This is a genomic window from Brevibacillus sp. HB2.2 (assembly GCF_013284275.1).
GTDB lineage: Bacteria > Bacillota > Bacilli > Brevibacillales > Brevibacillaceae > Brevibacillus > Brevibacillus brevis_D.
Genome location: NZ_JABSUV010000020.1, coordinates 75,122 through 95,525 on the forward strand (window position 1 = coordinate 75,122; position 20,404 = coordinate 95,525).

General features: G+C 47.0%; 28 protein-coding genes and 1 tRNA gene. 11 read left to right on the forward strand and 18 right to left on the reverse strand.

The window, feature by feature from the left end; all coding sequences use genetic code 11:
• Window positions 1–37: 37 nt before the first annotated feature.
• Entirely contained in the window at window positions 38–697 is a 660-nt protein-coding gene (locus HP401_RS16010) for a DedA family protein (RefSeq protein ID WP_173605693.1), read from the reverse strand.
• A 12-nt stretch (window positions 698–709) separates the two neighbouring features.
• Entirely contained in the window at window positions 710–1,309 is a 600-nt protein-coding gene (locus HP401_RS16015; protein ID WP_173605694.1) for a class I SAM-dependent methyltransferase, read from the reverse strand.
• 238 nt (window positions 1,310–1,547) lie between these two features.
• On the opposite strand from HP401_RS16015, the gene HP401_RS16020 reads away from it, so the two are divergent.
• Complete coding sequence (locus HP401_RS16020; protein WP_012683838.1) at window positions 1,548–1,856, forward strand: DUF4870 domain-containing protein; 309 nt, start codon at window positions 1,548–1,550, stop codon at window positions 1,854–1,856.
• 81 nt (window positions 1,857–1,937) lie between these two features.
• Here HP401_RS16020 and HP401_RS16025 read toward each other — a convergent pair whose 3' ends face one another.
• From HP401_RS16025 to HP401_RS16060, 8 genes are all read right to left on the reverse strand, one after another.
• On the reverse strand, window positions 1,938–2,570 hold the full coding sequence (locus tag HP401_RS16025) for an NAD(P)-dependent oxidoreductase (RefSeq protein WP_012683837.1): 633 nt from the start codon (window positions 2,568–2,570) through the stop codon (window positions 1,938–1,940).
• Window positions 2,571–2,759: 189 nt separating this feature from the next.
• Window positions 2,760–3,149, reverse strand: a complete 390-nt coding sequence (locus HP401_RS16030; protein WP_173605695.1) for a rhodanese-like domain-containing protein — start codon at window positions 3,147–3,149, stop codon at window positions 2,760–2,762.
• 24 nt (window positions 3,150–3,173) lie between these two features.
• On the reverse strand, window positions 3,174–3,440 hold the full coding sequence (locus HP401_RS16035) for a metal-sensitive transcriptional regulator (protein ID WP_012683835.1): 267 nt from the start codon (window positions 3,438–3,440) through the stop codon (window positions 3,174–3,176).
• A 114-nt stretch (window positions 3,441–3,554) separates the two neighbouring features.
• Window positions 3,555–4,037, reverse strand: a complete 483-nt coding sequence (locus HP401_RS16040; RefSeq protein ID WP_007719857.1) for a DsrE/DsrF/DrsH-like family protein — start codon at window positions 4,035–4,037, stop codon at window positions 3,555–3,557.
• Window positions 4,038–4,121: 84 nt separating this feature from the next.
• Entirely contained in the window at window positions 4,122–4,910 is a 789-nt protein-coding gene (locus tag HP401_RS16045) for a sulfite exporter TauE/SafE family protein (protein ID WP_173605696.1), read from the reverse strand.
• 340 nt (window positions 4,911–5,250) lie between these two features.
• Window positions 5,251–5,475 carry a sulfurtransferase TusA family protein gene (locus HP401_RS16050; RefSeq protein ID WP_012683833.1) on the reverse strand — a complete coding sequence of 75 codons (225 nt, stop codon included), beginning with the start codon at window positions 5,473–5,475 and terminating at the stop codon, window positions 5,251–5,253.
• A gap of 62 nt (window positions 5,476–5,537) precedes the next feature.
• A complete protein-coding gene (locus HP401_RS16055; protein WP_173605697.1) occupies window positions 5,538–6,689 on the reverse strand; it encodes an MBL fold metallo-hydrolase in 1,152 nt (383 codons plus the stop codon).
• 13 nt (window positions 6,690–6,702) lie between these two features.
• Window positions 6,703–7,284: a sulfurtransferase TusA family protein gene (locus tag HP401_RS16060; RefSeq protein ID WP_173605698.1), complete on the reverse strand. Its 582-nt coding sequence runs from the start codon at window positions 7,282–7,284 to the stop codon at window positions 6,703–6,705.
• Window positions 7,285–7,459: 175 nt separating this feature from the next.
• Between HP401_RS16060 and HP401_RS16065 the strand changes: the two genes are divergently transcribed.
• Window positions 7,460–7,888, forward strand: coding sequence for a DUF4275 family protein (locus HP401_RS16065; protein ID WP_173605699.1), 429 nt, complete (start codon window positions 7,460–7,462; stop codon window positions 7,886–7,888).
• A gap of 81 nt (window positions 7,889–7,969) precedes the next feature.
• Here HP401_RS16065 and HP401_RS16070 read toward each other — a convergent pair whose 3' ends face one another.
• The 3 genes from HP401_RS16070 to HP401_RS16080 form a co-directional block, all read right to left on the reverse strand.
• Window positions 7,970–9,268 carry a peptidoglycan D,D-transpeptidase FtsI family protein gene (locus HP401_RS16070; RefSeq protein ID WP_173605700.1) on the reverse strand — a complete coding sequence of 433 codons (1,299 nt, stop codon included), beginning with the start codon at window positions 9,266–9,268 and terminating at the stop codon, window positions 7,970–7,972.
• Complete coding sequence (locus HP401_RS16075; RefSeq protein ID WP_142498780.1) at window positions 9,252–9,782, reverse strand: RNA polymerase sigma factor; 531 nt, start codon at window positions 9,780–9,782, stop codon at window positions 9,252–9,254. The genes HP401_RS16070 and HP401_RS16075 overlap by 17 nt, the downstream gene beginning before the upstream one ends.
• 144 nt (window positions 9,783–9,926) lie before the next feature.
• Window positions 9,927–10,015, reverse strand: a tRNA-Ser gene (locus tag HP401_RS16080).
• 159 nt (window positions 10,016–10,174) lie between these two features.
• Between HP401_RS16080 and HP401_RS16085 the strand changes: the two genes are divergently transcribed.
• On the forward strand, window positions 10,175–10,894 hold the full coding sequence (locus tag HP401_RS16085) for a pseudouridine synthase (protein WP_142498779.1): 720 nt from the start codon (window positions 10,175–10,177) through the stop codon (window positions 10,892–10,894).
• A 45-nt stretch (window positions 10,895–10,939) separates the two neighbouring features.
• Here the strand turns inward: HP401_RS16085 and tadA are convergent, their stop codons facing one another.
• A complete protein-coding gene (gene tadA, locus HP401_RS16090; RefSeq protein ID WP_016740879.1) occupies window positions 10,940–11,422 on the reverse strand; it encodes a tRNA adenosine(34) deaminase TadA in 483 nt (160 codons plus the stop codon).
• Window positions 11,423–11,607: 185 nt separating this feature from the next.
• On the opposite strand from tadA, the gene HP401_RS16095 reads away from it, so the two are divergent.
• From HP401_RS16095 to nagE, 6 genes are all read left to right on the forward strand, one after another.
• A complete protein-coding gene (locus HP401_RS16095) occupies window positions 11,608–12,105 on the forward strand; it encodes a ribonuclease H-like YkuK family protein (RefSeq protein WP_012683824.1) in 498 nt (165 codons plus the stop codon).
• A 367-nt stretch (window positions 12,106–12,472) separates the two neighbouring features.
• Window positions 12,473–13,330, forward strand: a complete 858-nt coding sequence (gene glcT, locus HP401_RS16100) for a glucose PTS transporter transcription antiterminator GlcT (protein WP_064202267.1) — start codon at window positions 12,473–12,475, stop codon at window positions 13,328–13,330.
• Window positions 13,331–13,459: 129 nt separating this feature from the next.
• Complete coding sequence (locus tag HP401_RS16105; RefSeq protein WP_012683822.1) at window positions 13,460–13,957, forward strand: PTS sugar transporter subunit IIA; 498 nt, start codon at window positions 13,460–13,462, stop codon at window positions 13,955–13,957.
• 29 nt (window positions 13,958–13,986) lie between these two features.
• Window positions 13,987–14,253, forward strand: coding sequence for an HPr family phosphocarrier protein (locus tag HP401_RS16110; RefSeq protein ID WP_012683821.1), 267 nt, complete (start codon window positions 13,987–13,989; stop codon window positions 14,251–14,253).
• Window positions 14,254–14,284: 31 nt separating this feature from the next.
• A complete protein-coding gene (gene ptsP, locus HP401_RS16115; RefSeq protein WP_173605701.1) occupies window positions 14,285–15,997 on the forward strand; it encodes a phosphoenolpyruvate--protein phosphotransferase in 1,713 nt (570 codons plus the stop codon).
• 152 nt (window positions 15,998–16,149) lie between these two features.
• The gene (gene nagE, locus HP401_RS16120; RefSeq protein WP_016740874.1) at window positions 16,150–17,589 is read left to right on the forward strand and encodes an N-acetylglucosamine-specific PTS transporter subunit IIBC; all 1,440 of its coding nucleotides are present in this window, start codon (window positions 16,150–16,152) and stop codon (window positions 17,587–17,589) included.
• An 18-nt stretch (window positions 17,590–17,607) separates the two neighbouring features.
• On the opposite strand, the gene HP401_RS16125 is transcribed toward nagE, so the two are convergent.
• Window positions 17,608–17,859, reverse strand: coding sequence for a hypothetical protein (locus HP401_RS16125; protein ID WP_173605702.1), 252 nt, complete (start codon window positions 17,857–17,859; stop codon window positions 17,608–17,610).
• 23 nt (window positions 17,860–17,882) lie between these two features.
• A complete protein-coding gene (locus tag HP401_RS16130; RefSeq protein WP_012683818.1) occupies window positions 17,883–18,095 on the reverse strand; it encodes a helix-turn-helix domain-containing protein in 213 nt (70 codons plus the stop codon).
• A 166-nt stretch (window positions 18,096–18,261) separates the two neighbouring features.
• On the opposite strand from HP401_RS16130, the gene HP401_RS16135 reads away from it, so the two are divergent.
• Window positions 18,262–18,618 (forward strand): helix-turn-helix domain-containing protein, encoded by a 357-nt coding sequence (locus HP401_RS16135; RefSeq protein ID WP_254457094.1) that lies wholly within the window; start codon window positions 18,262–18,264, stop codon window positions 18,616–18,618.
• A gap of 99 nt (window positions 18,619–18,717) precedes the next feature.
• On the opposite strand, the gene HP401_RS16140 is transcribed toward HP401_RS16135, so the two are convergent.
• On the reverse strand, window positions 18,718–19,065 hold the full coding sequence (locus HP401_RS16140) for a winged helix-turn-helix transcriptional regulator (protein ID WP_012683816.1): 348 nt from the start codon (window positions 19,063–19,065) through the stop codon (window positions 18,718–18,720).
• 197 nt (window positions 19,066–19,262) lie between these two features.
• Here HP401_RS16140 and HP401_RS16145 point away from each other — a divergent pair, with 197 nt between their 5' ends.
• On the forward strand, window positions 19,263–19,673 hold the full coding sequence (locus HP401_RS16145; protein ID WP_012683815.1) for a DoxX family protein: 411 nt from the start codon (window positions 19,263–19,265) through the stop codon (window positions 19,671–19,673).
• 67 nt (window positions 19,674–19,740) lie between these two features.
• On the opposite strand, the gene HP401_RS16150 is transcribed toward HP401_RS16145, so the two are convergent.
• Window positions 19,741–20,349 (reverse strand): hypothetical protein, encoded by a 609-nt coding sequence (locus tag HP401_RS16150; RefSeq protein ID WP_173605703.1) that lies wholly within the window; start codon window positions 20,347–20,349, stop codon window positions 19,741–19,743.
• Between the last annotated feature and the right edge of the window lie 55 nt (window positions 20,350–20,404).

A 20,404-nucleotide genomic window follows, 5' to 3' on the forward strand; every position in this document is an offset into this window, starting at 1 on the left:
CAGAGGGGTTGTTGACTTCGTCATTATTCCATTCGGGTTACTCTTTTCGATCAGGATCGATCATCAGTGGCTGTGGCGTAGCTGCCATGCTTTTTTGTTTTCTCCAAACGGTAAATCCATAATAAGCAGCAGCAATGAGAACCAGTACACCTAATACAGAAAAAATCACAGTTCGATTATTTAACAAGGCCACATAGGAAGTAAGCAGCTCCACCTTATTTCCCATGAAATGACCGAGCAAAAACAAGATCAGTGTCCATACAAAGCCGGTTGTGTACGAAAACAGAGCGTACCGTGGAAACGTCATCTTCCCGATCCCGACCAAGTAAGGAACCACATGCCTGACGACAGGAAAGAAATAGCTGATACATAGAGCGTAGCTTCCGTAACGATCGAGCAGCGACTGCGCTTGCTCTACGTACTTGTTCATTCCTTTTTTGCGACTAATCCAGTTCAGTGCAGGTGCACCTAGCCATCTCCCGAGCACATATCCCAATGACAGCCCAGACACAACACCCAAATAGGTTGCAATAAATGCAGGAAAGACATGCAGAAGTCCCATCGAGGTCAGCACTCCCGCAGACAGCACGATCACCTCGTCAGGAATCGGCATACCAACAATCCCTAGCCATAACATAAAGAAAAGCGCAAAATAGCCAAACTGACCCACAGACTCGGACAGCATATCGACAATCATTTTGAAATCCTCCTAGCCGACACCCTTACCATCATCCTTTCGGCAGATGTAGACAAAGGCAGGTGGCAGATTCAATGGAACCATTTTCACCGATACTTGTTCAAATACAGAGGCAAGCTGCTTTTTCATTTGCAGCGAATATTGAAAGGCGACAAATACTCCGCCTGGTTTTAGCGCATGATATACCTGATCCATAATTTGATCACGCAGCTCTTGTGGGAAGTTGGCAAATGGCAATCCTGACAAAATACAGTCGGCTTTCCCCAAGCCTGCTTCCGTAAGAACCCGATTCAAATCTACCGCATCTTCGTGGAATCGTACATCGGGAAATTGTGGTTCCAACCTCATGCGCATCTTGGTCTCCTTTTCAAAGGATACCAGTACGGCTTCCGGTTTTTTCTTTTGCTCGATCCACTTCGTAAAAATCCCCGTTCCTGCTCCTAGTTCCACAATTGTATGTGCTTGCTCCCAGTCGATGGGCGCAACCATTTGTTTACAAAGCGCACGGGAGCTAGGAGTAATACTGCCAACTTGGCCAGGCGACCGCAAAAAATTATAGAAGAACATCATCCGATCCTTCATGCTGGATGGATGATGACAATCGATCATCATGTTTATATACTCCCTTCTCAGTTCTTGCTTATCCATATATCATATCCAAAAAACATTACGAATTATCTACCAAAAACAAAAGATTTTCTTACTACTATAACAGTAAACGAATGTAAATAAAAATTCCTCCGTCTATAGTCGGAGTAAATAATCACGCTTATGATGGTTTTTTGAGGGATTTCTATACGTTACAATGTCACTAGATCAAGTTTTACATCGAATCAAGGAGGACTTATTTATGGATTATAGAGGTGTAAAAGTCATCACGCACGCTAGCACATTTTTTGCACCGATCCTTGTGCCCATTCTGGTCTGGCTGCTCGTACAAAATCGTGACGCCAAAAATATGGCGCTGCAAGCTTTGTTCTTCCACATCATTATGACGGTGCTCATCGCGATTTCCTGGTTCTTCACCTTCTTGTTGATCGGGATTCCGTTCCTGATTGTGTTTGGACTGATGGCGATCTACTACCCGATTAAAGGTATCCTTTACTCCTTAAATGGACGCCCGTTTTCCTACCCATTCGTTGGTGGGATTGGCCGATAATCTCGATACACGACAAAGACCAGCTATCCTTTGGTAGGAAGCTGGTCTTTTTGTTCAGGTAGAGCCTAATTCCAATCGAGATTAGGAGCCTACTGTGAAGCGCTCATTTTGATGCTTCGGATTTTCGATTTCATCGAGCATCGCCACTGCATAGTCAGCGTAGCTCACATAGCTCTGTCCGTTCGCGTTCACTAACAGATGGTCTTTTCCGAGTCGGTACGCGCCTGTTCTCTCTCCTGCTGCGTCAAAAAAGGCAGATGGACTGATATACGTCCATTGAATGCCGTTTGATTCTTCCAATACACGCAAGTACTCTCCATGCTTTTGTGCAGTTGCCAAGTAAGCCTTAGGGAAATCAGGAGTTTCTACTAGGCGCAGTGTTTTGGCTTCGTCTACAAACAAACTGCCTGCACCACCTACAACGAGCAAACGAGTAGAAGGAGCACCCTTCAATGCTTCAATCAGAGCCTTCCCTGACTCGACATGCAGATGTTCTTGACCTGCTGGTGCGCCAAAAGCGTTTACGACTACGTCAAATCCATTCAAATCTGCTGCTGTCAGGTCAAACACATCTTTCTGAATCACAGCTACATCTTTTTGCTCGATTTTGGATGCATCACGCACAATCGCTGTCACTTGATGGCCACGATCCAACGCCTCTTTCATAATTACCTTACCTGCTTTACCGCTTGCTGCTACAATTGCAATCTTCATGATGATATTCCCTCCGTTTTGTATGTTTTAGATGTAACTTAATTAGTTACAACACTTCCAAAAAGAATAGGCGTTTACCGCATCGCCTTGTTGTAATCATTTTAGTTACAACGAAACGAAATGTCAACCCTGTTTTTTTAACACATAAAAAAGCACCGGGGTATTCGCACATACACCAGGTGCCAGCTGTTACTTCTTTTTTTTCGGACCATTCCAGGTGATGAACCCGCCTTGCAGGTGAGCCATCTGCGAAACGCCGTGTTTCTTTAAAATTTTTGCTGCCTGCTTGCTACGCATCCCGCTCCGGCAGTATAGCAATATATCGTTTTTGCTGGAAATTTCTTTTGCACGTTGGTCGAGCGTAGACAAAGGGATATTCACTGCTGATGGAATGTGACCCGCTTTATATTCGTGCGGTTCGCGTACATCGATGAGCAGCACCCTGCTTTTTTGATTAACCCGTTCCTTGAACTGATCTGATTTGAGATTTTCCAATCCCTTTACAGGAAGGAAGCGAGAGATGATATACCAAATAATGACCGCATAGGCGAACAGCAAAAGAATCGTAGTGAAACTCATAGGAAGCTCCTCTCCAAAATCGGTTTAACGGCTCTTGACCAAAAGCTCTACGGCTTCTTTCACCAGCTTGCTCGTGTCTCCTCCAGCAGCCTGCTCCTCTAGCAAACAGCGTTGCAGGTTTTCCGCTACAATCTGGGCAATCGCCTTGTCTGAAGCGTTGCGAACGGCAGAGAGCTGAGCTACTACGTCTTTGCAGTTTTTCTGCTCGTCCATCATTTTCAGCACACCGCGGACTTGTCCTTCGATTCGTTTTAAACGTCTTTTGATATCGTCACTATAGTTGTAATCCATATGAATTCCTCCTGTTTCCCGACAAGGCATACGTTCAATCTTGGAACTACCTTACATACAGGTATCTTATGCGAAATACAGGCAATGTCAAGCCAAGCGCCTACGCGGGCTGTATTAAATAAACAGGTTTACTTTTGCCTGTGTGGCATCCCCCAAATAAGCAGCTACACCCGCATACTCCATTCCGTCGAGCAATTCCTCCTGTTTGAGGCCAAGCAAGTCCATCGTCATCGTACAAGCGACCAGCTTCACTCCCTGCTCCTGTGCCAGCTCGATGAGTTGTGGAAGCGTCAGGGCATTGTGCTTTTTCATGACATGCTTGATCATTTCTGGACCCATGCCCATCATGTTCATTTTAGACAGTCCGAGCTTCTTGGCGCCCCTTGGCATCATCCAACCGAACGCTTTTTCAAGCCATCCCTTTTCTACCTTCACGATCTCGTCCTTGCGCATCGTATTGAGTCCCCAGAAGGTGAAGAAAATCGTGACATCATGATCATAGGCAGCAGCTCCGTTCGCAATAATAAAGGCTGCAATTGCTTTATCCAAGTCACCGCTAAACAACACAATCGTCGTTTTTTCTTTTTGTTTTTCCATGTAAGAACACTCCTTCATAATACTCATACTTGTATAGGTATAAAAATAAGCAAAAGAAGCTTTTGCAACGAAAAGCGTCTTTCCTTATAGAATGTCACTCCAAATCTTGATCGCCGTTGCACAGATCAGCACAATCAGGCCATAACGCAAATATTTCACATCGCTCTTGGCGCTGACCATACTGCCAATCGGTGCCCCCATAACACTTCCGATGACCGTATACAAAACGGGCAGGAGCGGAATTTGCCCACCCGACAGCTTCCCGATCACACCACCTATTGCGGAGATGAATACAATAGCCAAAGATGAGGCAATCGTCACCCGCGTAGGTATTTTCAGCACGGTCAGCATGATCGGAATGAGGATGAACGCTCCCCCTGCACCGACAATCCCGGATACGATTCCTACGGCAAACGCAGCACCAGCAGCAATGAAGCGGTTATATGCGACCTCCCCTGCTGCCGCTTCTGTCCCTCTATTTTTCACGAGCATCAAAATCACAGCGATGATTGCCAGTATCCCGTACACCAAATTAATGCTTTCATTCGACAAGTATCGGGAGAGAGCTGCACCAATCAGGCTTCCCGTCAAAATGCTTACCCCCATATCTCTGACGAGTCCTTTATGAATCAGGGGCGAGTTTTTCCCGTTTCTTTTGCGGAAAGCCAGTACGCCAGACAGCGACGCGAAAAATACTTGAAACATCGATATCACCGAAACTTCCTGGGCTGAAAACTGCGCTACCCCTAGTGCCGGTGGTATAAACAGGAGCATCGGATAGCTGATGATCGCTCCGCCAATCCCAAGCAACCCGGAAAAAAAGGAGCCGACAAAACCGATAGAGACCATTAGCAGAAGCAGCAAAACGTCCATATATCCTCCTTGCATTCCTACCTAACACATCGGAATGCTCAACCCTCTTTTCAAATGAACCATCTTCAAGTAAAATTAATCCCAAGTAAATAACTGTGAATAAGGTGATTTCGATGATTCCCTTTTTCAAATCCATTTTTCAGCATCGGTGTCCCACCTGCCAAGAACCTTTGCGATCACACAATAATGCCTTGTTCAGTGAAAAGCAGTGCCCAAATGGCCACTACAAAGAAGAAATCTATACGCACCTTGGCGTACGTATTGTTTATGAAAATCAGGAGTAAGCGAGCACGACACGAACCGTTAGCGGCTTCATCCAAAAGTGCTCGCTTCTGTCTTCCTACAGCTTTTTCACTAAAAATTTGTATACACCGTTCTCAACCTCATGGGAAACCAGCTCATTCCCGGTTTGCTTGACCCAAGCGGTGAAGTCGTTCAGAGAGCCTTTGTCCGTCGAGAGTACCTCCATGGTTTGACCGGATTGCATTCCGTCCATTGCTTTTTTTGCTTTGACGATTGGCATCGGGCAAGCCAAGCCTTTTGTATCTACCACCATATCCGCCATTTTTTATTCCTCCTGTTATATAAATGCGTGATCAAAAGACGATTTTTTGAACTACCTCTTGGTTATTTATCGTGAATGGCGCAGCGATTTGGCCCTACTTCCATCTCTTGTTGTTCCTCTTCGCTCGGTTTTAATTTCCCCATGTTCACTTGACGAATTTCTTGGTACGCATTCGGCTGCGGCGGCAAATGATGCGTAACGATATGCCGGAATTCACTTTCATCCGCAATCGTTAGCCCTGGATTGTTGCGATACAAGTCACCCAACCGGGCAGATACGACACCCATTGGACCAAGCTCCGTGTAGCTGCCAAAATGAGCAGGCAGCACGACTAAATGCTCGGGAAGCTCTTTATATCGATTATACAAGGTGTTGTGCAGGTCTCCCACCCAATCTTCGGCTTTCCCAGCCAAATCCGGACGTCCGATCGAAGCGACAAACAGACTGTCTCCCGTGAGAAAATACGTATCATCGACAAGCAGTGACGTACTTCCGATGGTATGTCCGGGGGAGTAGATCGGCAGGATCGCAATTTTGGTTGCACCCACCTGGATTTCCTGCCCTTCCTCTAGCTTACGATAGGAGTACGTAACTTCTTCCGCATCTTTTTCTGGAAGCCAATACGATGCATCGAGTCGATCTGCCAGCTTCTTTCCACCAGAAATATGGTCGGCATGCAGATGGGTATCGATGGTGTGCTTAATCGTCCATTGATGCTTTGCTGCAAATGCTTCGTACACATCCGTCATCCGCAATGTATCGACGACAGCCGCTTCCCCTCCTGATACGATCATGTAAGACAAGCAGCCTTTTCCAATGCGGACAAACTGATAAATCGCACCGCCATCACGGAGGTCTCCTACCTTCACTGGCTCCAGATGCTCACTCCACGCCTTCATGCCTCCTTGCAGGTAAGAAACATCCGTAAAACCCGCTTCTGCCAGCATCTCTGCGACAAAAATAGACGAGCCCTCTTTTGCACAAACGACCAACACCTTTTGATTCACAGGAATTTTCTCAAGAACACTCTCCACCCCATCCAGCAAATCAAAGTAAGGGATGTTCATGCTCACGACTCGATGCCCTTCGATTCGCCAATTCTCATAATCGCTCGTATTTCGAACGTCTAGAATAAACAATTCCTCCTGCGCAAAAAGAAGCTGTGTTAGCTCGTGTGCTGTCATCGCCTTCACACTTGTTTGTTGTTCCATCATCTTTCCCTCCCCCTTATTGTTTTTCTGCCGGGCCATTCCAGCCGGACATACCCGGTAGCACATTAGTGATTTTGGTAAAACCTTTTTTGGCCAGCAACTGACATGCCATGTCGCTGCGTTTGCCGGATCGGCAGATCATGTAGATGTCGTCATCGAGCTGTAGCTCATCCAAGCGCTGCTCCAATACTCCGAGGGGTATCGAGATGGCTACAGAAATGCGGTGAAAAGCGTATTCTGCCGGTTCTCGCACATCAATGAGCGTCAGCTTCTCGTTGGCTTCCAGCTTTTTTTGCAGTTCTTCATTAGAAATGGTACGCAAGAAATTCGTCTCCTCTTTCACCTCATGGGTACTCGCTTTTCGCAGGAAATGCTTCCATACTTCCCCCTCCTGAATCGAGCCCAAATATTCATGCCCCGTATTGTTTGCCCAGCTCTTCAGGTCAGCCAATGACCCTTTATCCGTCGCCTGTACCTCCATCACTTGACCCGGTAACATCTCTTCCATTGCTTTTTTTGTGCGTACGACAGGCATTGGACATGCCAAGCCTTTGCAATCTAATGTTTTATCAGCAGAAAAATTCGATTGTACGGACATGTTGTCTACCTCCTACTTTTTGAATGGAAATGTGATTGATCAATTTTATACGTATACCCCTATGGGTATTATAATATGCGCCTCGTTTTTCTTTGTCAATAGTCGAAACGTGACCGACCTACTCTTTCATACGTATTTCCTTAGAAATGAACTTGTATCAACATGGAGGCGCCCAATGAAACTAGCTGACCGGATGAAGGAAAAGAACACGAAGACAACAGAGCTGTCTATTTGGGGACCATACTTACGGGAAGAATGGGAAAAGCATTTTGCGAGCCATCTGACCGAAGAGGATAAAGAGAGGATTTTTCTCAAAAATAAAGACGGCTACCAGGGGTATCTGTGGCATTTATTCAGCTATAAACTGAGGGATTGTCTTGAACGCGAGGAAGCGGATGAAGCCTTTCAGCAGGTGGCCCATGAGTCGTACTATGTGTTTTACCAGCTTTCCAACGAGGTGTTGATCTTGGAAAATGCTGCGAGGTTTTCTGTCGCGGACTTGGAAAAGGAATACGATGTGTACGTCGTGGATAAGGACTTTACGTGGACGTATGTGAAGACCCATGAAACCAAGTGGTGTGGGCCTTATTTTTGTAAGAAGTAGAATGGGGAAAACAAAAAGAGGAAGCATTCGGATACCTTTAGGGGTATAGCGCTATGCTTCCTTTTTTGATGGATGGGTTGATTATCGTTTTTGGAGATACTGCAAACTGTTTTCCATGATTTCTTTGAAAGGGGGAGCAACAATTTCTTGTCCCCATAATCTTACCCAGAGGTCTGTATTTGGATTATCAACAGCTATGTAAACCAATAGCTTTGGATTATCGCTGGGTGCAAATCCGATAAAAGAATACGTATATTTTCCATCGATGATGTTTCCTTGCGGGTCGCGTTTCTCTGCGATTCCTGTTCGCCCAGCGACTGCATAATCTTTTATGGAAAAGGCTGTATCAAAGCCTGGTTTGTTGTTTACTAACGTCTCTAAAATTTCTCGAACCTGTTTTGCTGTTTCTACTGATATGACTCGACGCCCTTTGTCAATGTGATTCGTTTCCTCCCTCGTGACATGTGGTTTCATCAATTCACCCCCGTTGGCGATGGCCCCGACAGCAGCTACTTGTTGAATAGGAGAGGCAGAACCCCCAAGTCCATAAGCTGCCATTGCCTTATCATAGGGAGTACCCATGTTTGGTATCTTTCCAGGCTGTTCATTGATTTGTTCGGTACCAGTTTTCACTCCAAAACCGAACCGTTCAAAATATTGCTGTAATGAATCATTGGGTATCTGTTCACTGAGCTTGGCAAAAGCGACATTTGAAGAACGTTGGATACCTTCTAAATACGAAATCTGCCCCCAACCTATACCATTATTGTTGTCTTTTATAAACTTGCCCGGGGTAATCTCGTAAGTTCCGGACTCATAAGTTTCGTAGTTCTTATACTTCCCCTCTTCAATAGCAGCCGCCAACGTCACGATCGGAAATGCGACCACAGGATCTGACATCGCCCTGACTATGTGTGGAATTCGGTCAGTCGGTCTTTTCAGATTCCCCATCCCAAGAATTTCTCCGTTATTCGGATCGGTAACAATTACCGTCATATTTTCAGGCTGATAGGCTTTGTTGGTCTTATGTATCGCTTCTTCTATATACTCCTGAATTTGTGAATCGAGGGTAAGAACCTTATCTGTTTGGGATGTCGTTCCTGCGGCTTGTGCCTTTTGACTCCCCTCTGTATTCCTCTGTTGTGCGCTCGGCACGGCCTCCGAAGGCATCCACTGATAAGCGATAAACAATAAAGCCAATGAAGCAACTGCACCTCCGATTACCTTGGCATATTTTTTGCGCTTTTTCATTTGTTGGAGCAGCTCCCTTTCTCGACGGATATGACTCGCGATTTCACGTCGTTTGTCCTCGTCCATCTGAAGCGACGGAAATGCTTGCAGCACTGTGCTTATCTCTTTTTCTTCAAAAGATGGCGTCATGTAGATTAACCTCCCTGCCGCTATTGCCTATTTGTTTTTGCAATTCCTTGATCGCACGATGGAGCGTCGTGCTGACTTTTGCTTCACTCCAGCCCAAGATTTCTGCTGTCTCTGCTGTAGATACTCCCTCGATCAACCTCAGGATGAGAACTTCTCGATACGTGCTTTTCAAGTGATTCATCGCTTCATATACCTCTTGCAATTGTTCCTTTAACACCAATGCCTTCTCAGGTGTACGCTCTTTGGAAGTGAGGAGTCGGAGGACGTTTTCGGGGAACCAGTCCATCATTTTTTGCTTTCGCCTATTATCAATCGCTGTATGGCGTGCGATGGTCAGAAGCCATGTCTTGGGCTGTGCCCTTCCTTCGTAGCTTGATAAGGCTCTTAGCGCCTTCGTAAAAACTTCCTGGACTAAATCCTCGACATCTCTCCGTCCGGTAAAATACGCGAGGTAATTGTAAATATCATGGCCGTATTGCTGGAACCATCGCTCTATTCGGTCATCGGAATCCATTCGTACGCTCCTTTTTATGGGTTTGTACCTTATTAGACGCAAAAATGAGATTTGCTTACAGTTTTTTTGATATAAAAAAATGAAGCATATCTCTGCCGCACTGGCAAAAATATGCTTCATTCTCTTCGATCCGAAAAATCTAAGCGGAGAGAGTGGGATTCGAACCCACGCACGCCTCACGACGCCTAACGCATTTCGAGTGCGTCCCCTTATGACCACTTGGGTATCTCTCCATATTTAGTTTGTCAGAAACATTACTTACTATAGCAAAATACAGTCAAAAATGCAAGACTCATTCCTCTGTATGCCCCTTGATTTGCGCGGCTCATTAGGCCAAACTAATAACAGCACACACGATTGGTATCCGATCAGAAGAAAAGCGAGGAACATATATGAAACGTGAACGTTTGGACAAGGTGCTGGCCAATATGGCAATCGGCACGCGCAAGGAAGTGAAAGCATTAGTAAAACAGCGACTGATCGTCGTAGACGGCGTTGTCGCAACAGACCCAGGAATGCATGTCATTGCCGAGGAGCAAGAAATCCTTGTGGATGGAGAACCGCTTAACTTTAAGCGCTGGGTATATGTTTTGCTGAACAAACCGCCGGGGGTGGTTTCAGCTACAGAGGACAATGTCCATGAAACCGTAGTGGACTTGCTCCCGTACGAGTGGGCAATCAAAGTGCATCCGGTAGGCCGACTGGATATTGATACAGAGGGTCTTCTGCTCTTGACCAATGACGGTCATCTCTCCCATAGCCTCTTGTCCCCGAAAAAGAAAGTGGACAAGGAGTACTTTGCACGTATCGAGGGCCGGGTCACTGAGCGTCATGTTCAGGAGTTTGCCAAAGGCGTAGAATTAGAGGACTTCACTACACTGCCAGCCAAGCTGGAGATTATCTCTTCGGGAGAAACGTCAGAGATTCGTGTCACCATCATGGAAGGAAAGTTCCATCAGGTAAAGCGGATGTTTGCTGCTTTCGACCTGCATGTTGCCTATCTCCAACGGATTCGTATGGGCCCGCTTCACCTTGACCCGTCACTGGCCCCTGGTGAGTATCGCGAACTGACCGAAGAAGAGCTGCACATGCTGCAAAACGTAAACAAATAAAAACCGCCTGCATTTTAGGGCAGACGGTTTTTCCAGACAGCCCGGTCATTCCTGTACCGGCTGTCTTTTTTTGCGCAATCCACGAAAGAAGTCCTTGAGCATCTGCCCGCATTCCTCTGCAAGCACACCCTCGATAACTGGCACCTGATGATTGAAGCGTGGCTCCGCGAGCAGGTTCATTAATGTCCCGGCACATCCTGCCTTAGGATCGCGAGCGCCATACACGACCTGTTCGATGCGGCTTTGAACGATTGCGCCCGCACACATTGGACACGGCTCCAACGTCACGTACAGCGTACACCCGATCAAGCGCCATCCACCCAAGCGTTCACTCGCCTCCCGTATCGCGATCAATTCCGCGTGCAAGGTAGGGTCTTTTTGTGTTTCCCGCAAGTTGTAGCCGCGACCTACGATTTCCCCGTCGCGCACGATGACCGCACCGATTGGAACCTCACCAATCGCAGCGGCTTTCCGGGCCTCTTCCATGGCTTGTTTCATATAGTAATCATGTTCATTTGCTTGTATCACGTTTCCCTAAAGCTCCTTCAAAAAACATTCTTTCGTCCCGAACAAACGGACCCTTTTACCCAAAAAAGTTGATTCAAGATGTTTTTGTCCCTACCCGTTCACATACTATCTGCGAGATTACATACATTAATGATGTAAGGAAGAAGTATGCAAATCATTGTTAGCCTCTTTCTGGAGGGATGTGAGTGGGCTTAACCTCTGCAAATACGTTATTTGATCGCTTTCACAGTCCGACTAGAGGTCTACTGGCAAAAGAAGAAGTGTTTTCCCACATCGAACATACCATCTCATCAATAGGTGGTCCATTTGAAATTATTGTGGGGGCCGACTCTCAATTAAAAAGCCGCGGGACTTTTTTTGCTCTTGTTATCACAGTGATCCGTCCCGGCCATGGGGGTACCTTCTTTTATCACAAATTTCAGGAACGCCGGTACTCATCCTTGCAGCAGCGTATATTCCAGGAAGCGATGTACGCAGTCGGACTTGCCACAGAAGTACGCCAATATTTGCGGGACCGCCACTTAGATACTCCCATCCGCCTGCATTTTGATATCGGCACGAATGGTCCTACCCGTAAGTTTATCCAGTCTTTGTTGAGCTTAGCAGAAACCAATCACTTTCGTGCCGAGATCAAACCGAACTCCTTCTGTGCATCTACGATTGCCGACAAGTACACCAAGTAACAAAACAGGCGGATTGCTAATGGGGCGTCCGCCTGGCTTTGTTTTGCCCTTATCCTGTTGGTTCAAACAATTCGGGACAGGCTGCTGCATCTCCTGCCCACCGTGTTTTTCCCGCTCACAGAGTGATTGACAATGTACGAGACGTGAGCTATCATAAGCTTTAATTGAAGCGTTTTCACAAGGCGTGTTACTGGTAATGCAGGCATGAGCCGAGAAGATCTTTTTCTTGTTAAAAAGGTTTTTTCGGCTCTTTTTTCTGATTAACGTCATGGTTCATCGGCGTTTTTCATTAAATTGGATGTGACCGCTTGCGGTAAGCAAATACGGTCATGGACCGTTTTTGTCTATCTAAAGGTGGTGGAATGGATTGTCCCGTGAAAAGGAAAAAACGTACGCAATTACGCGTGTGTTGAACCATAATGTCGTACTCGTGGAAGAACCCGGATCCGGACAAGAAATTGTCCTGTTCGGAAAAGGAATCGGATTTGGCGCAAAACCCGGGAATACCATCCCCGCCCATGACTTGCGAGTGGAAAAGCGCTTCAGGCTCGAAAATGAAAGTCATCAGAAGCAGTATCAGAACATTCTGAGCCAAGTAGATCCTGCTGTCGTAGGAATTGCGGAAGAAATCATCGCTCTCATTGCGAGTGAGATCACGCCAGAATTGAACGAACACGTCCACGTTGCCTTGCCTGACCATATCCAGTTTGCTATCTATCGGCTCAATAACGGCATGGAGATCGTGAATCCCTTCTTGTTCGAAATCCAGACGCTGTACACGAAGGAGTACGCACTGGCGAACCGGGCAGCGGATATGATCAAAAACGCATTCGACCTGGACATTCCCGACAGTGAAATCGGATTTCTGGCCTTGCACATTCATTCCGCGATCAGCTACGTCCCAGTAAAAAAGGCTGTCCAATTCACCAACATCATCACAGAGCTGGTAAGCCTGATTGAAGAGCGAACAGCCATTACGATTGAACGCAGTACGATTGATTACGTTCGCCTCATTACCCATTTGCGCTTTGCAGTTGAGCGCATCCGTCAACAAAAATTCATCAAGAACCCGCTTCTGGACCGAGTCAAAACCACCATGCCAGAAGCCTATCAATTGGCAACAGAGCTGGCTCAATACATCTCCACCCGTCTTGAGATCGCTGTACCAGAAGACGAGGTTGGTTACATGGCTCTGCACCTTTATCGCTTATTACAACAAAATTAAATCATAATCCTGCGTGTTACTAGCTCGACTAGGCATGAGCGGTGAGATCATACGGACATAGTAAGTATGTCGTCGTATGAATTCAACCGTCTCATGCCTTTTTTGGTTCAGACGCAAAAGGAGGATATTATGCTACGCGGTCTTTTTTCCCGGAAAAAACAACAACAAGAGGTAACATTTCTTGCACCATTAACAGGTACCGTACTCCCTCTGTCCGAAGTTCCTGATCCTGTATTCGCAGGTAAAGTCGTCGGTGATGGTGTAGCAATTCTGCCAAGTGCAGACACTCTCGTCTCCCCTGTCGATGGAAAGGTAACGCATCTTTTCCCTACTCACCACGCTATCGGGCTGTCGACTGAAAGTGGTCTTGAGATATTGATGCATATTGGAATTGATACCGTGAAATTAAACGGGAAGGGCTTTACCCCATTTGTCTCGGTTGGCGATCAAGTGAAAGCTGGCGACAAGCTCATCCAATTCGACAAGAGCGTACTGGAGGATGCGGGCTGTCCGATTGTGACACCCATCGTCATTACAAACGGTGATCGGGTTGCTGAAAAAAATGTAGTGGCAAAAGCAACTGTGCAAGCAGGTCAAGAGCCACTCATGACTGTCGTCTTAAAATAAACGAAGTGCATGGTTGGGGGAGGTACAACATGGTTCAATTTGAAGTAACCGTCAATGTAGAGGGTGGGCTCCACGCGAGACCAGCTGCTCTACTCGTGAATTGTTCGTCGCAATCTCAGTCAAAGATTACGCTGAGCAAAGGGACAAAACACGCAGATGGCAAAAGCATTCTTGGCATCATGACGTTGGGTGTCTCCCAAGGCGATACCCTGACCGTTCAGATCGACGGAGCGGATGAACAAAACGTAGCAACTGCGATTCAGCAGCTATTGGAGCAATCCTCGTCAAACATATAGTGTAAACGACGGACAGGAAGGTGAAGGATGTATGTTAAAAGGAATCCCGGTTTCCGCTGGCATTTCGATTGCCCCTGTTTTACGCCTCACACACGAAACAGCCATCACGCAGGCAGAGTCCATCACTCCAGTAGATACGACTCAGGAGCTTGGACTACTTAGCAAGAGTGTAGAGCAAGCACGCGAACAACTAGAAAAGCTAAAAGCACAGACAGAGGAACAATTAGGCTCGGAAAAGGCAGCCATCCTCTCTGCTCATATCGCCTTTCTGGATGACCCGGCATTTGTCGGGGAGATGAGTGCGCTCATCGAAAATCAACAACTCGCGGCATCTACCGCCGTTTCGCAAGTAGCCGATCAGTTCATCGCTCTCTTTGAGAGTATGGACGATGCCTACATGAGAGAGCGCGCGGATGATATTCGTGATGTGAGCCGCCGTCTAATTCGAAATATTTCGGGCGGTGACACCATCATCTCCTACCCGGAGGAGCCTTTTATCCTGGTTGCATGGGACGTCACCCCATCCGAGACACTTCAGCTTCCACTCCAGCATGTACGAGGAATTGTCACGGCAAAAGGCGGCGCTACCTCTCATGCAGCCATCTTGGCACGCTCTCTCGGAATTCCCGCTGTCATGGGTGCAGGCGATGCCTTGATGGAAAAAGTAGACTCCGGAAGCTTGCTGATCATCGATGGAACCTCTGGACAACTGATTGTTTCACCTGATACGGGTACACTGGCTGCCTATCAGGAAAAAGCCGCGCAGGAAGAAAAGGAACGCCAATTGTACGAAGCCATTAAGGAACTGCCTGCCGAAACCACCGATGGCCACCGTGTTCACCTGATGGCAAACATGGCTGTGCCAGAAGAATCTGATGCATTGATCGCATCGGGTGTAGAAGGAATCGGTTTGTTCCGCTCCGAGTTTTTGTTCATGGATCGAAGCACCCTTCCCGATGAGGCCGAACAATTTGCTGCATACAAGTATGTAGCCGCTGCTTTTGGCGACAAGCCAGTCATCATTCGCACCTTGGATGTTGGCGGCGACAAGCATTTGCCAGCACTCGCGCTTCCACAGGAGGAAAACCCGTTCCTTGGCTTCCGCGCCATGCGCATCTCGTTAGCGAGACCGGAATTGTTCCTGGTGCAATTACGCGCGCTCTTGCGTGCCAGTGCATTCGGTCGCCTGCTGATCATGTTCCCGATGATTTCCCATATGGAGCAGCTGCGTGAAGCCAAACGATTGCTCGAGCAGGCAAAAGCAGAGCTACGGGCAGAAGGGGTCGCTTTTGACGAGAATATCGCAATAGGCATGATGATGGAGATTCCGGGTGCCTGCCTGCAAGCAGATGCGTTTGCGAAAGAGGTAGATTTTTTTAGCATCGGCACGAATGATCTCGTTCAATATACGCTGGCAGTAGACCGGATGAATGCCAATATCGCCGAGCTGTACAGCTACTACCATCCAGCCGTATTACGACTGATTTCCCAAGTCATCGAGGCTTCCCATCGGGCAGGTATTTGGACCGGGCTGTGTGGGGAAATGGCGGGAGATCCGTTGGCAACCAAGCTCTTGCTCGGATTGGGGCTCGATGAGTTCAGCGGCGCCGCTTCAGTCATGCCAAAAGTCAAAGAACGTATCCGCTCCACCAGCTTAGAGGAAGCGAAAAGATTGGCTGAACACGTCCTTACACTCTCTACTGTAGACGAGGTCGTTCAGTATCTGAAAGACAAAGCCTTATAAAAGGTTTTGTCGCCCGAGTAGTGAAAGCGCTTCCATATTGTCGATCAGAATAGTCTCTCTCCGGCTTATTCCTTGTGCCCTCATCATTTTGCCATTCATCCGGAGAGCGGCTTCCCTGATAAATTCATCCCATTCCAAGGAGGTTTTATCCTATGCTCGCTTTTCTGCAAAAGATTGGGAGAGCCCTCATGCTCCCGGTCGCAACGTTGCCAGCCGCAGCGATTTTGCAAAGCTTTGGTCTTCTCAAATTCGAGAAGGATCTCAATCTCGGCGCCTTTGGTGCATTTATGGACACGTACATCGCTCCGCTTTTGGCTGCTGGCGGTTCAGCCATTTTTGACAACCTGGCATTAATCTTTGCTATCGGTGTTGCGATTGGCTTGGCTGGAGATGCTGTTGCTGCTTTGGCCGCCGTCATTGCCTACGTCGTATTGACGAAAGTACTTGCAGCTGTTCCTGCTGCCATGCCTTTCATTGCGGATGATGTAAAACTGAACATGGGTGTCATTGGCGGTATTTTGGCGGGTGCTATTGCAGCGTTTTTCTACAACCGCTACCATTCGATCAAGCTGCCTGAATGGCTAGGCTTCTTTGGTGGAAAACGCTTCGTCCCGATCGTCACTTCCCTTTCCATGGTTGTCGTCGGCTTGATTTTCGGAATCATTTGGGGGCCGATCCAGATTGCCCTTGACTCATTGGGTTCTTGGATCGTAGGTCTCGGCGCAACTGGTTCCTTCTTCTTCGGATTCTTCAACCGATTGCTCGTTCCATTTGGTCTGCACCACGTACTCAATGCGATTGCCTGGTTCCAAATCGGTGACTTTACCGATGCGACAGGAAAAGTGGTACACGGCGACTTGCATCGTTTCTTTGCGGGAGACCCATCAGCAGGAATGTTTATGACTGGCTTCTATCCGATCATGATGTTCGCACTTCCTGGAGCGGCTTTCGCTATTATTCACTCAGCGCGTCCTGAAAAACGCAAAGTAGTTGCTTCTATGTTTATTGGTGCAGCTCTCGCTTCGTTCCTGACTGGTATTACCGAGGTAGTTGAGTTTGCGTTTATGTTTGCTGCTCCACTCTTGTATTTTGTTCACGCAATATTGACGGGTGTGTCCGGGTATATCGTGACCTCTTTGGGCATCAAGCACGGCTTCGGATTCTCAGCGGGTCTGATCGACTACGGTATCAACTACCACCTCTCTACGAATGCTTGGATGATCATCCCGATTGGTCTGGCATTCGCCGTGGTCTACTACGCCCTGTTCCGTTTCCTAATCGTGAAGCTGAACCTCAAGACACCGGGACGTGAGGACGACGAAGAAATGACAACTACAGCTACGGGAAGGAACAATTCGATGCAGGATAAAGCGATCCAAGTGCTCACTCACATTGGTGGAAAAGAAAACGTCGTTAGCGTAGACGCTTGCATCACTCGTTTGCGTCTCATCTTAAAGGACGACAAGAAGGTCAATGACAAAGCTTTGAAGGACCTCGGTGCAGCAGGTGTTATGCGACTGGGTCAAGGAAGCGTGCAAGTCGTCTTCGGAACCCATTCCGAGCTACTAAAAGAAGAGATTAGCAAGCTGTAAAAGATAAAGAATGCCCGGTCACGGTGAAATCCGTACCGGGCTTTTTTCTGCTTCCTGAATGGGTAACGGACGCGACCCGGCATCATTCCCACCATGTGTCGTACTATATGGGCATCGCGCGTTGTTTTCCAACTCCTTTTCAAACATGACTAAGCGCTCGAGAAATCCCTCGCAAGCCGGCATACTCTGTGGCGCCATCATTTCAATTTCGTAAGCGACGGTCTTTCTCCATATTTCCAGCTGCCTTTTATTTGCCTCCCAAGCGTTCAACCCATCCCACCCCTTTTGCTAAATCAGCAAACCATTCTGATAAAAAGATCAAGCATGCTGCATCGTAGCTTTTTCGCCAACACTGGCAAATGATTAGCCTTGAAGTCATATTCTCCCTTCTCGTACTTCAAGTATGTCGAAGCATTTCGAAACCCGAGTGCTTCCGCCATTTCTTGCAAGGTTAGCTTGCACTCATTACGTCGTTGCGCGATAAACGGGAGGTTGAGCCGTTCCACCAGTTATCCCCTCCTGATTTGCAAAAATGGCAAATATTTATAGTTACATCATAGCCTTTCAATTTTAGCAAAGTCAATACAGATTTTGTCATATTAGCAATCTTGTTTTTTCCGTTTTGGAAAATTGTTAGAATGGAATTGCCAAAACGATAGAGGTGGTCTCACGATGTCCATAGTTGGTCAACGCATAAAATGGCTGCGCGAACAAAAACAATGGTCACAACTTCAATTAGCTGAAAAGCTGGGCATACATAATACAGTACTTTCGCGGATCGAGTCAGGTGAAAAGAAGGGCGTCGATGTTCATCTGATTTCCAAAGTCGCAGATTTATTTGAAGTATCCACCGATTTTCTCCACGGTCGCACGGAGGAACCATCTTGGCAACGCGGTTCTGTCCGGGAAACACCGGCGACCTTTTTGGATGTCGATGGCCTGACAGAGAAGGATCTAGTTGAGGTCAAGCGCCATATTGAATTTTTAAAGTGGAAGGCTTTGCAAGAAAAGAACGAAAATCCTTCTTGAAGATTAACTAACCGATAACAGAAAAACCCCTGTCTCCAGGGGTTTTCATCGTGGCAAGCGTCAGGCATACTCTCCTGATGCTTTTTTATATAGGCTGTGTTATTCTTCGCTGTCGTTCGCCATTTCGTCTGCATTCAACTCGATCCAGCTCTGCGACCAAGACTCAATTCCTTTGAGCACTGGAGTCAAAGCTTTCCCCATTTCCGTTAAGGAATACTCTACGCGGACAGGAGCAGAATCAGTAAACACCTGCCGATGCACGAGTCCTTCCTTCTCCAAATCCTTCAAACGCTCAGAAAGTAGCCTTCCGCTTACTGGCAGGGCCCCTTCCAATGCACAAAATCGCTGTGGTCCCGACAACAACTGGAATAGAATTAGACCTGTCCATCGCTTCCCCAACAACTGCATACCTTTTTCGAACTTTGGACAGAGGGTAGACTGCTTCATAGGTATCACCTCATTCTCCTTTCAGTATACCGCTCTTTGTTCCATCCATCAAAACCAATGATGTGAATCAACCTTGAAAATCGCACTTGCCAACTACTGGAATTTTATTGAATCACTTGACTTAGGAAATTATTATTGTATACTTACTAACGAAAAGTAACTTTATTACGCATTTAAATTTTCGGAGGGATTCATACATGTCTAATCGTTTTGAATGGAGCACACTTATTCTACGTGTGATTGCTGGTCTGACTTTTGCCATTCACGGAGTGGCTAAATTCCAAATGGGGCTGGAGAATGTCGCTGGTTTCTTCGGGACCATGGGACTCCCTGCATTCATTGCTTATCTGGTAGCCTTCTTGGAGGTAGTAGGTGGTATTGCCTTGATTCTGGGTCTGGGTACTCGCGTGTTCGCAGGTGCGTTGTCTGTTGTCATGCTTGGTGCGATCTTTAAGGCCAAGCTCGCTGCCGGCTTCATGGGCGGTGAAGGTGGAGCTGGTTATGAATTGGATCTGGCCTTGCTTGCGATGTTGGTTGCTCTTGGTATCAGCGGCAGCACCAAGTTCGCACTCGACGCAATTCTGTTTGGAAAAAGATCGGTTGAGTAATACCATTGTGAAACATATAAAAGCCAAGTCGAAGGGCACATTTGTGAGCCCTCTGACTTGGCTTTTTTTATTCCTTTTGCGGTGATTCCTCGATCATTTTTTTATTGATGACCCTTATTTTGTCTGCTGGTGATTGCTCGTCCTTTGCACTAATAAATACGGAGTTGTCTCCCGCTTCAAAAAACATGACATAATCCTCATCGGCCATGCTCTTCTCTTCACTAACGGGCGCCCCCAGATTTTTACGAATGGTGTCCAGATTCGTTTCATTGAGATGAAGACCGGCCAAATCAATTCCATATACGCGATCTTGCCCATCGAAATAAATGAGCGCACTATTTAGCTTCTCAAAGACTTCATAACGCCCACCATCCCAATAATCCTGTTTCGTTACCTTACCGTATAGCGCAGAAACCTCATCCCGCTTCATCCCGATGTGGATATCGAAGCCACTAATTTCGTTTTTGGCGAGCAGCTTTAAAAATTGATCATCCAAAGTGATTTGGTGCACGGTGGCGGATTGATTTTCTTGCTTTTGGGCGCCCTCGCTATTTCCCGCCCCTTGCTTCTGCTCGGTTACAGGCTGTTGCTTAGAATCTGTTGGTAAGCTCGTTTCAGATGAACAGCCTCCCACAATCAAACCTGCGGTTACGATCATACACACCCATTTTCTCATCCGACCTCGCTCCTTTATCTCCTTTTGAATGGTCTCATCGCAACTTCCCCACTGG

Excerpts from the sequence above, each read along its gene's own strand:
- HP401_RS16010 (WP_173605693.1), bottom strand. The coding sequence starts at position 697 with ATGATTGTCGATATGCTGTCCGAGTCTGTGGGTCAGTTTGGCTATTTT.
- HP401_RS16015 (WP_173605694.1), bottom strand. The coding sequence starts at position 1,309 with ATGATGATCGATTGTCATCATCCATCCAGCATGAAGGATCGGATGATG.
- HP401_RS16020 (WP_012683838.1), top strand. The coding sequence starts at position 1,548 with ATGGATTATAGAGGTGTAAAAGTCATCACGCACGCTAGCACATTTTTT.
- HP401_RS16025 (WP_012683837.1), bottom strand. The coding sequence starts at position 2,570 with ATGAAGATTGCAATTGTAGCAGCAAGCGGTAAAGCAGGTAAGGTAATT.
- HP401_RS16030 (WP_173605695.1), bottom strand. The coding sequence starts at position 3,149 with ATGAGTTTCACTACGATTCTTTTGCTGTTCGCCTATGCGGTCATTATT.
- HP401_RS16035 (WP_012683835.1), bottom strand. The coding sequence starts at position 3,440 with ATGGATTACAACTATAGTGACGATATCAAAAGACGTTTAAAACGAATC.
- HP401_RS16040 (WP_007719857.1), bottom strand. The coding sequence starts at position 4,037 with ATGGAAAAACAAAAAGAAAAAACGACGATTGTGTTGTTTAGCGGTGAC.
- HP401_RS16045 (WP_173605696.1), bottom strand. The coding sequence starts at position 4,910 with ATGGACGTTTTGCTGCTTCTGCTAATGGTCTCTATCGGTTTTGTCGGC.
- HP401_RS16050 (WP_012683833.1), bottom strand. The coding sequence starts at position 5,475 with ATGGCGGATATGGTGGTAGATACAAAAGGCTTGGCTTGCCCGATGCCA.
- HP401_RS16055 (WP_173605697.1), bottom strand. The coding sequence starts at position 6,689 with ATGATGGAACAACAAACAAGTGTGAAGGCGATGACAGCACACGAGCTA.
- HP401_RS16060 (WP_173605698.1), bottom strand. The coding sequence starts at position 7,284 with ATGTCCGTACAATCGAATTTTTCTGCTGATAAAACATTAGATTGCAAA.
- HP401_RS16065 (WP_173605699.1), top strand. The coding sequence starts at position 7,460 with ATGAAACTAGCTGACCGGATGAAGGAAAAGAACACGAAGACAACAGAG.
- HP401_RS16070 (WP_173605700.1), bottom strand. The coding sequence starts at position 9,268 with ATGACGCCATCTTTTGAAGAAAAAGAGATAAGCACAGTGCTGCAAGCA.
- HP401_RS16075 (WP_142498780.1), bottom strand. The coding sequence starts at position 9,782 with ATGGATTCCGATGACCGAATAGAGCGATGGTTCCAGCAATACGGCCAT.
- HP401_RS16085 (WP_142498779.1), top strand. The coding sequence starts at position 10,175 with ATGAAACGTGAACGTTTGGACAAGGTGCTGGCCAATATGGCAATCGGC.
- HP401_RS16105 (WP_012683822.1), top strand. The coding sequence starts at position 13,460 with ATGCTACGCGGTCTTTTTTCCCGGAAAAAACAACAACAAGAGGTAACA.
- HP401_RS16110 (WP_012683821.1), top strand. The coding sequence starts at position 13,987 with ATGGTTCAATTTGAAGTAACCGTCAATGTAGAGGGTGGGCTCCACGCG.
- ptsP (WP_173605701.1), top strand. The coding sequence starts at position 14,285 with ATGTTAAAAGGAATCCCGGTTTCCGCTGGCATTTCGATTGCCCCTGTT.
- nagE (WP_016740874.1), top strand. The coding sequence starts at position 16,150 with ATGCTCGCTTTTCTGCAAAAGATTGGGAGAGCCCTCATGCTCCCGGTC.
- HP401_RS16135 (WP_254457094.1), top strand. The coding sequence starts at position 18,262 with ATGTCCATAGTTGGTCAACGCATAAAATGGCTGCGCGAACAAAAACAA.
- HP401_RS16140 (WP_012683816.1), bottom strand. The coding sequence starts at position 19,065 with ATGAAGCAGTCTACCCTCTGTCCAAAGTTCGAAAAAGGTATGCAGTTG.
- HP401_RS16145 (WP_012683815.1), top strand. The coding sequence starts at position 19,263 with ATGTCTAATCGTTTTGAATGGAGCACACTTATTCTACGTGTGATTGCT.
- HP401_RS16150 (WP_173605703.1), bottom strand. The coding sequence starts at position 20,349 with ATGAGAAAATGGGTGTGTATGATCGTAACCGCAGGTTTGATTGTGGGA.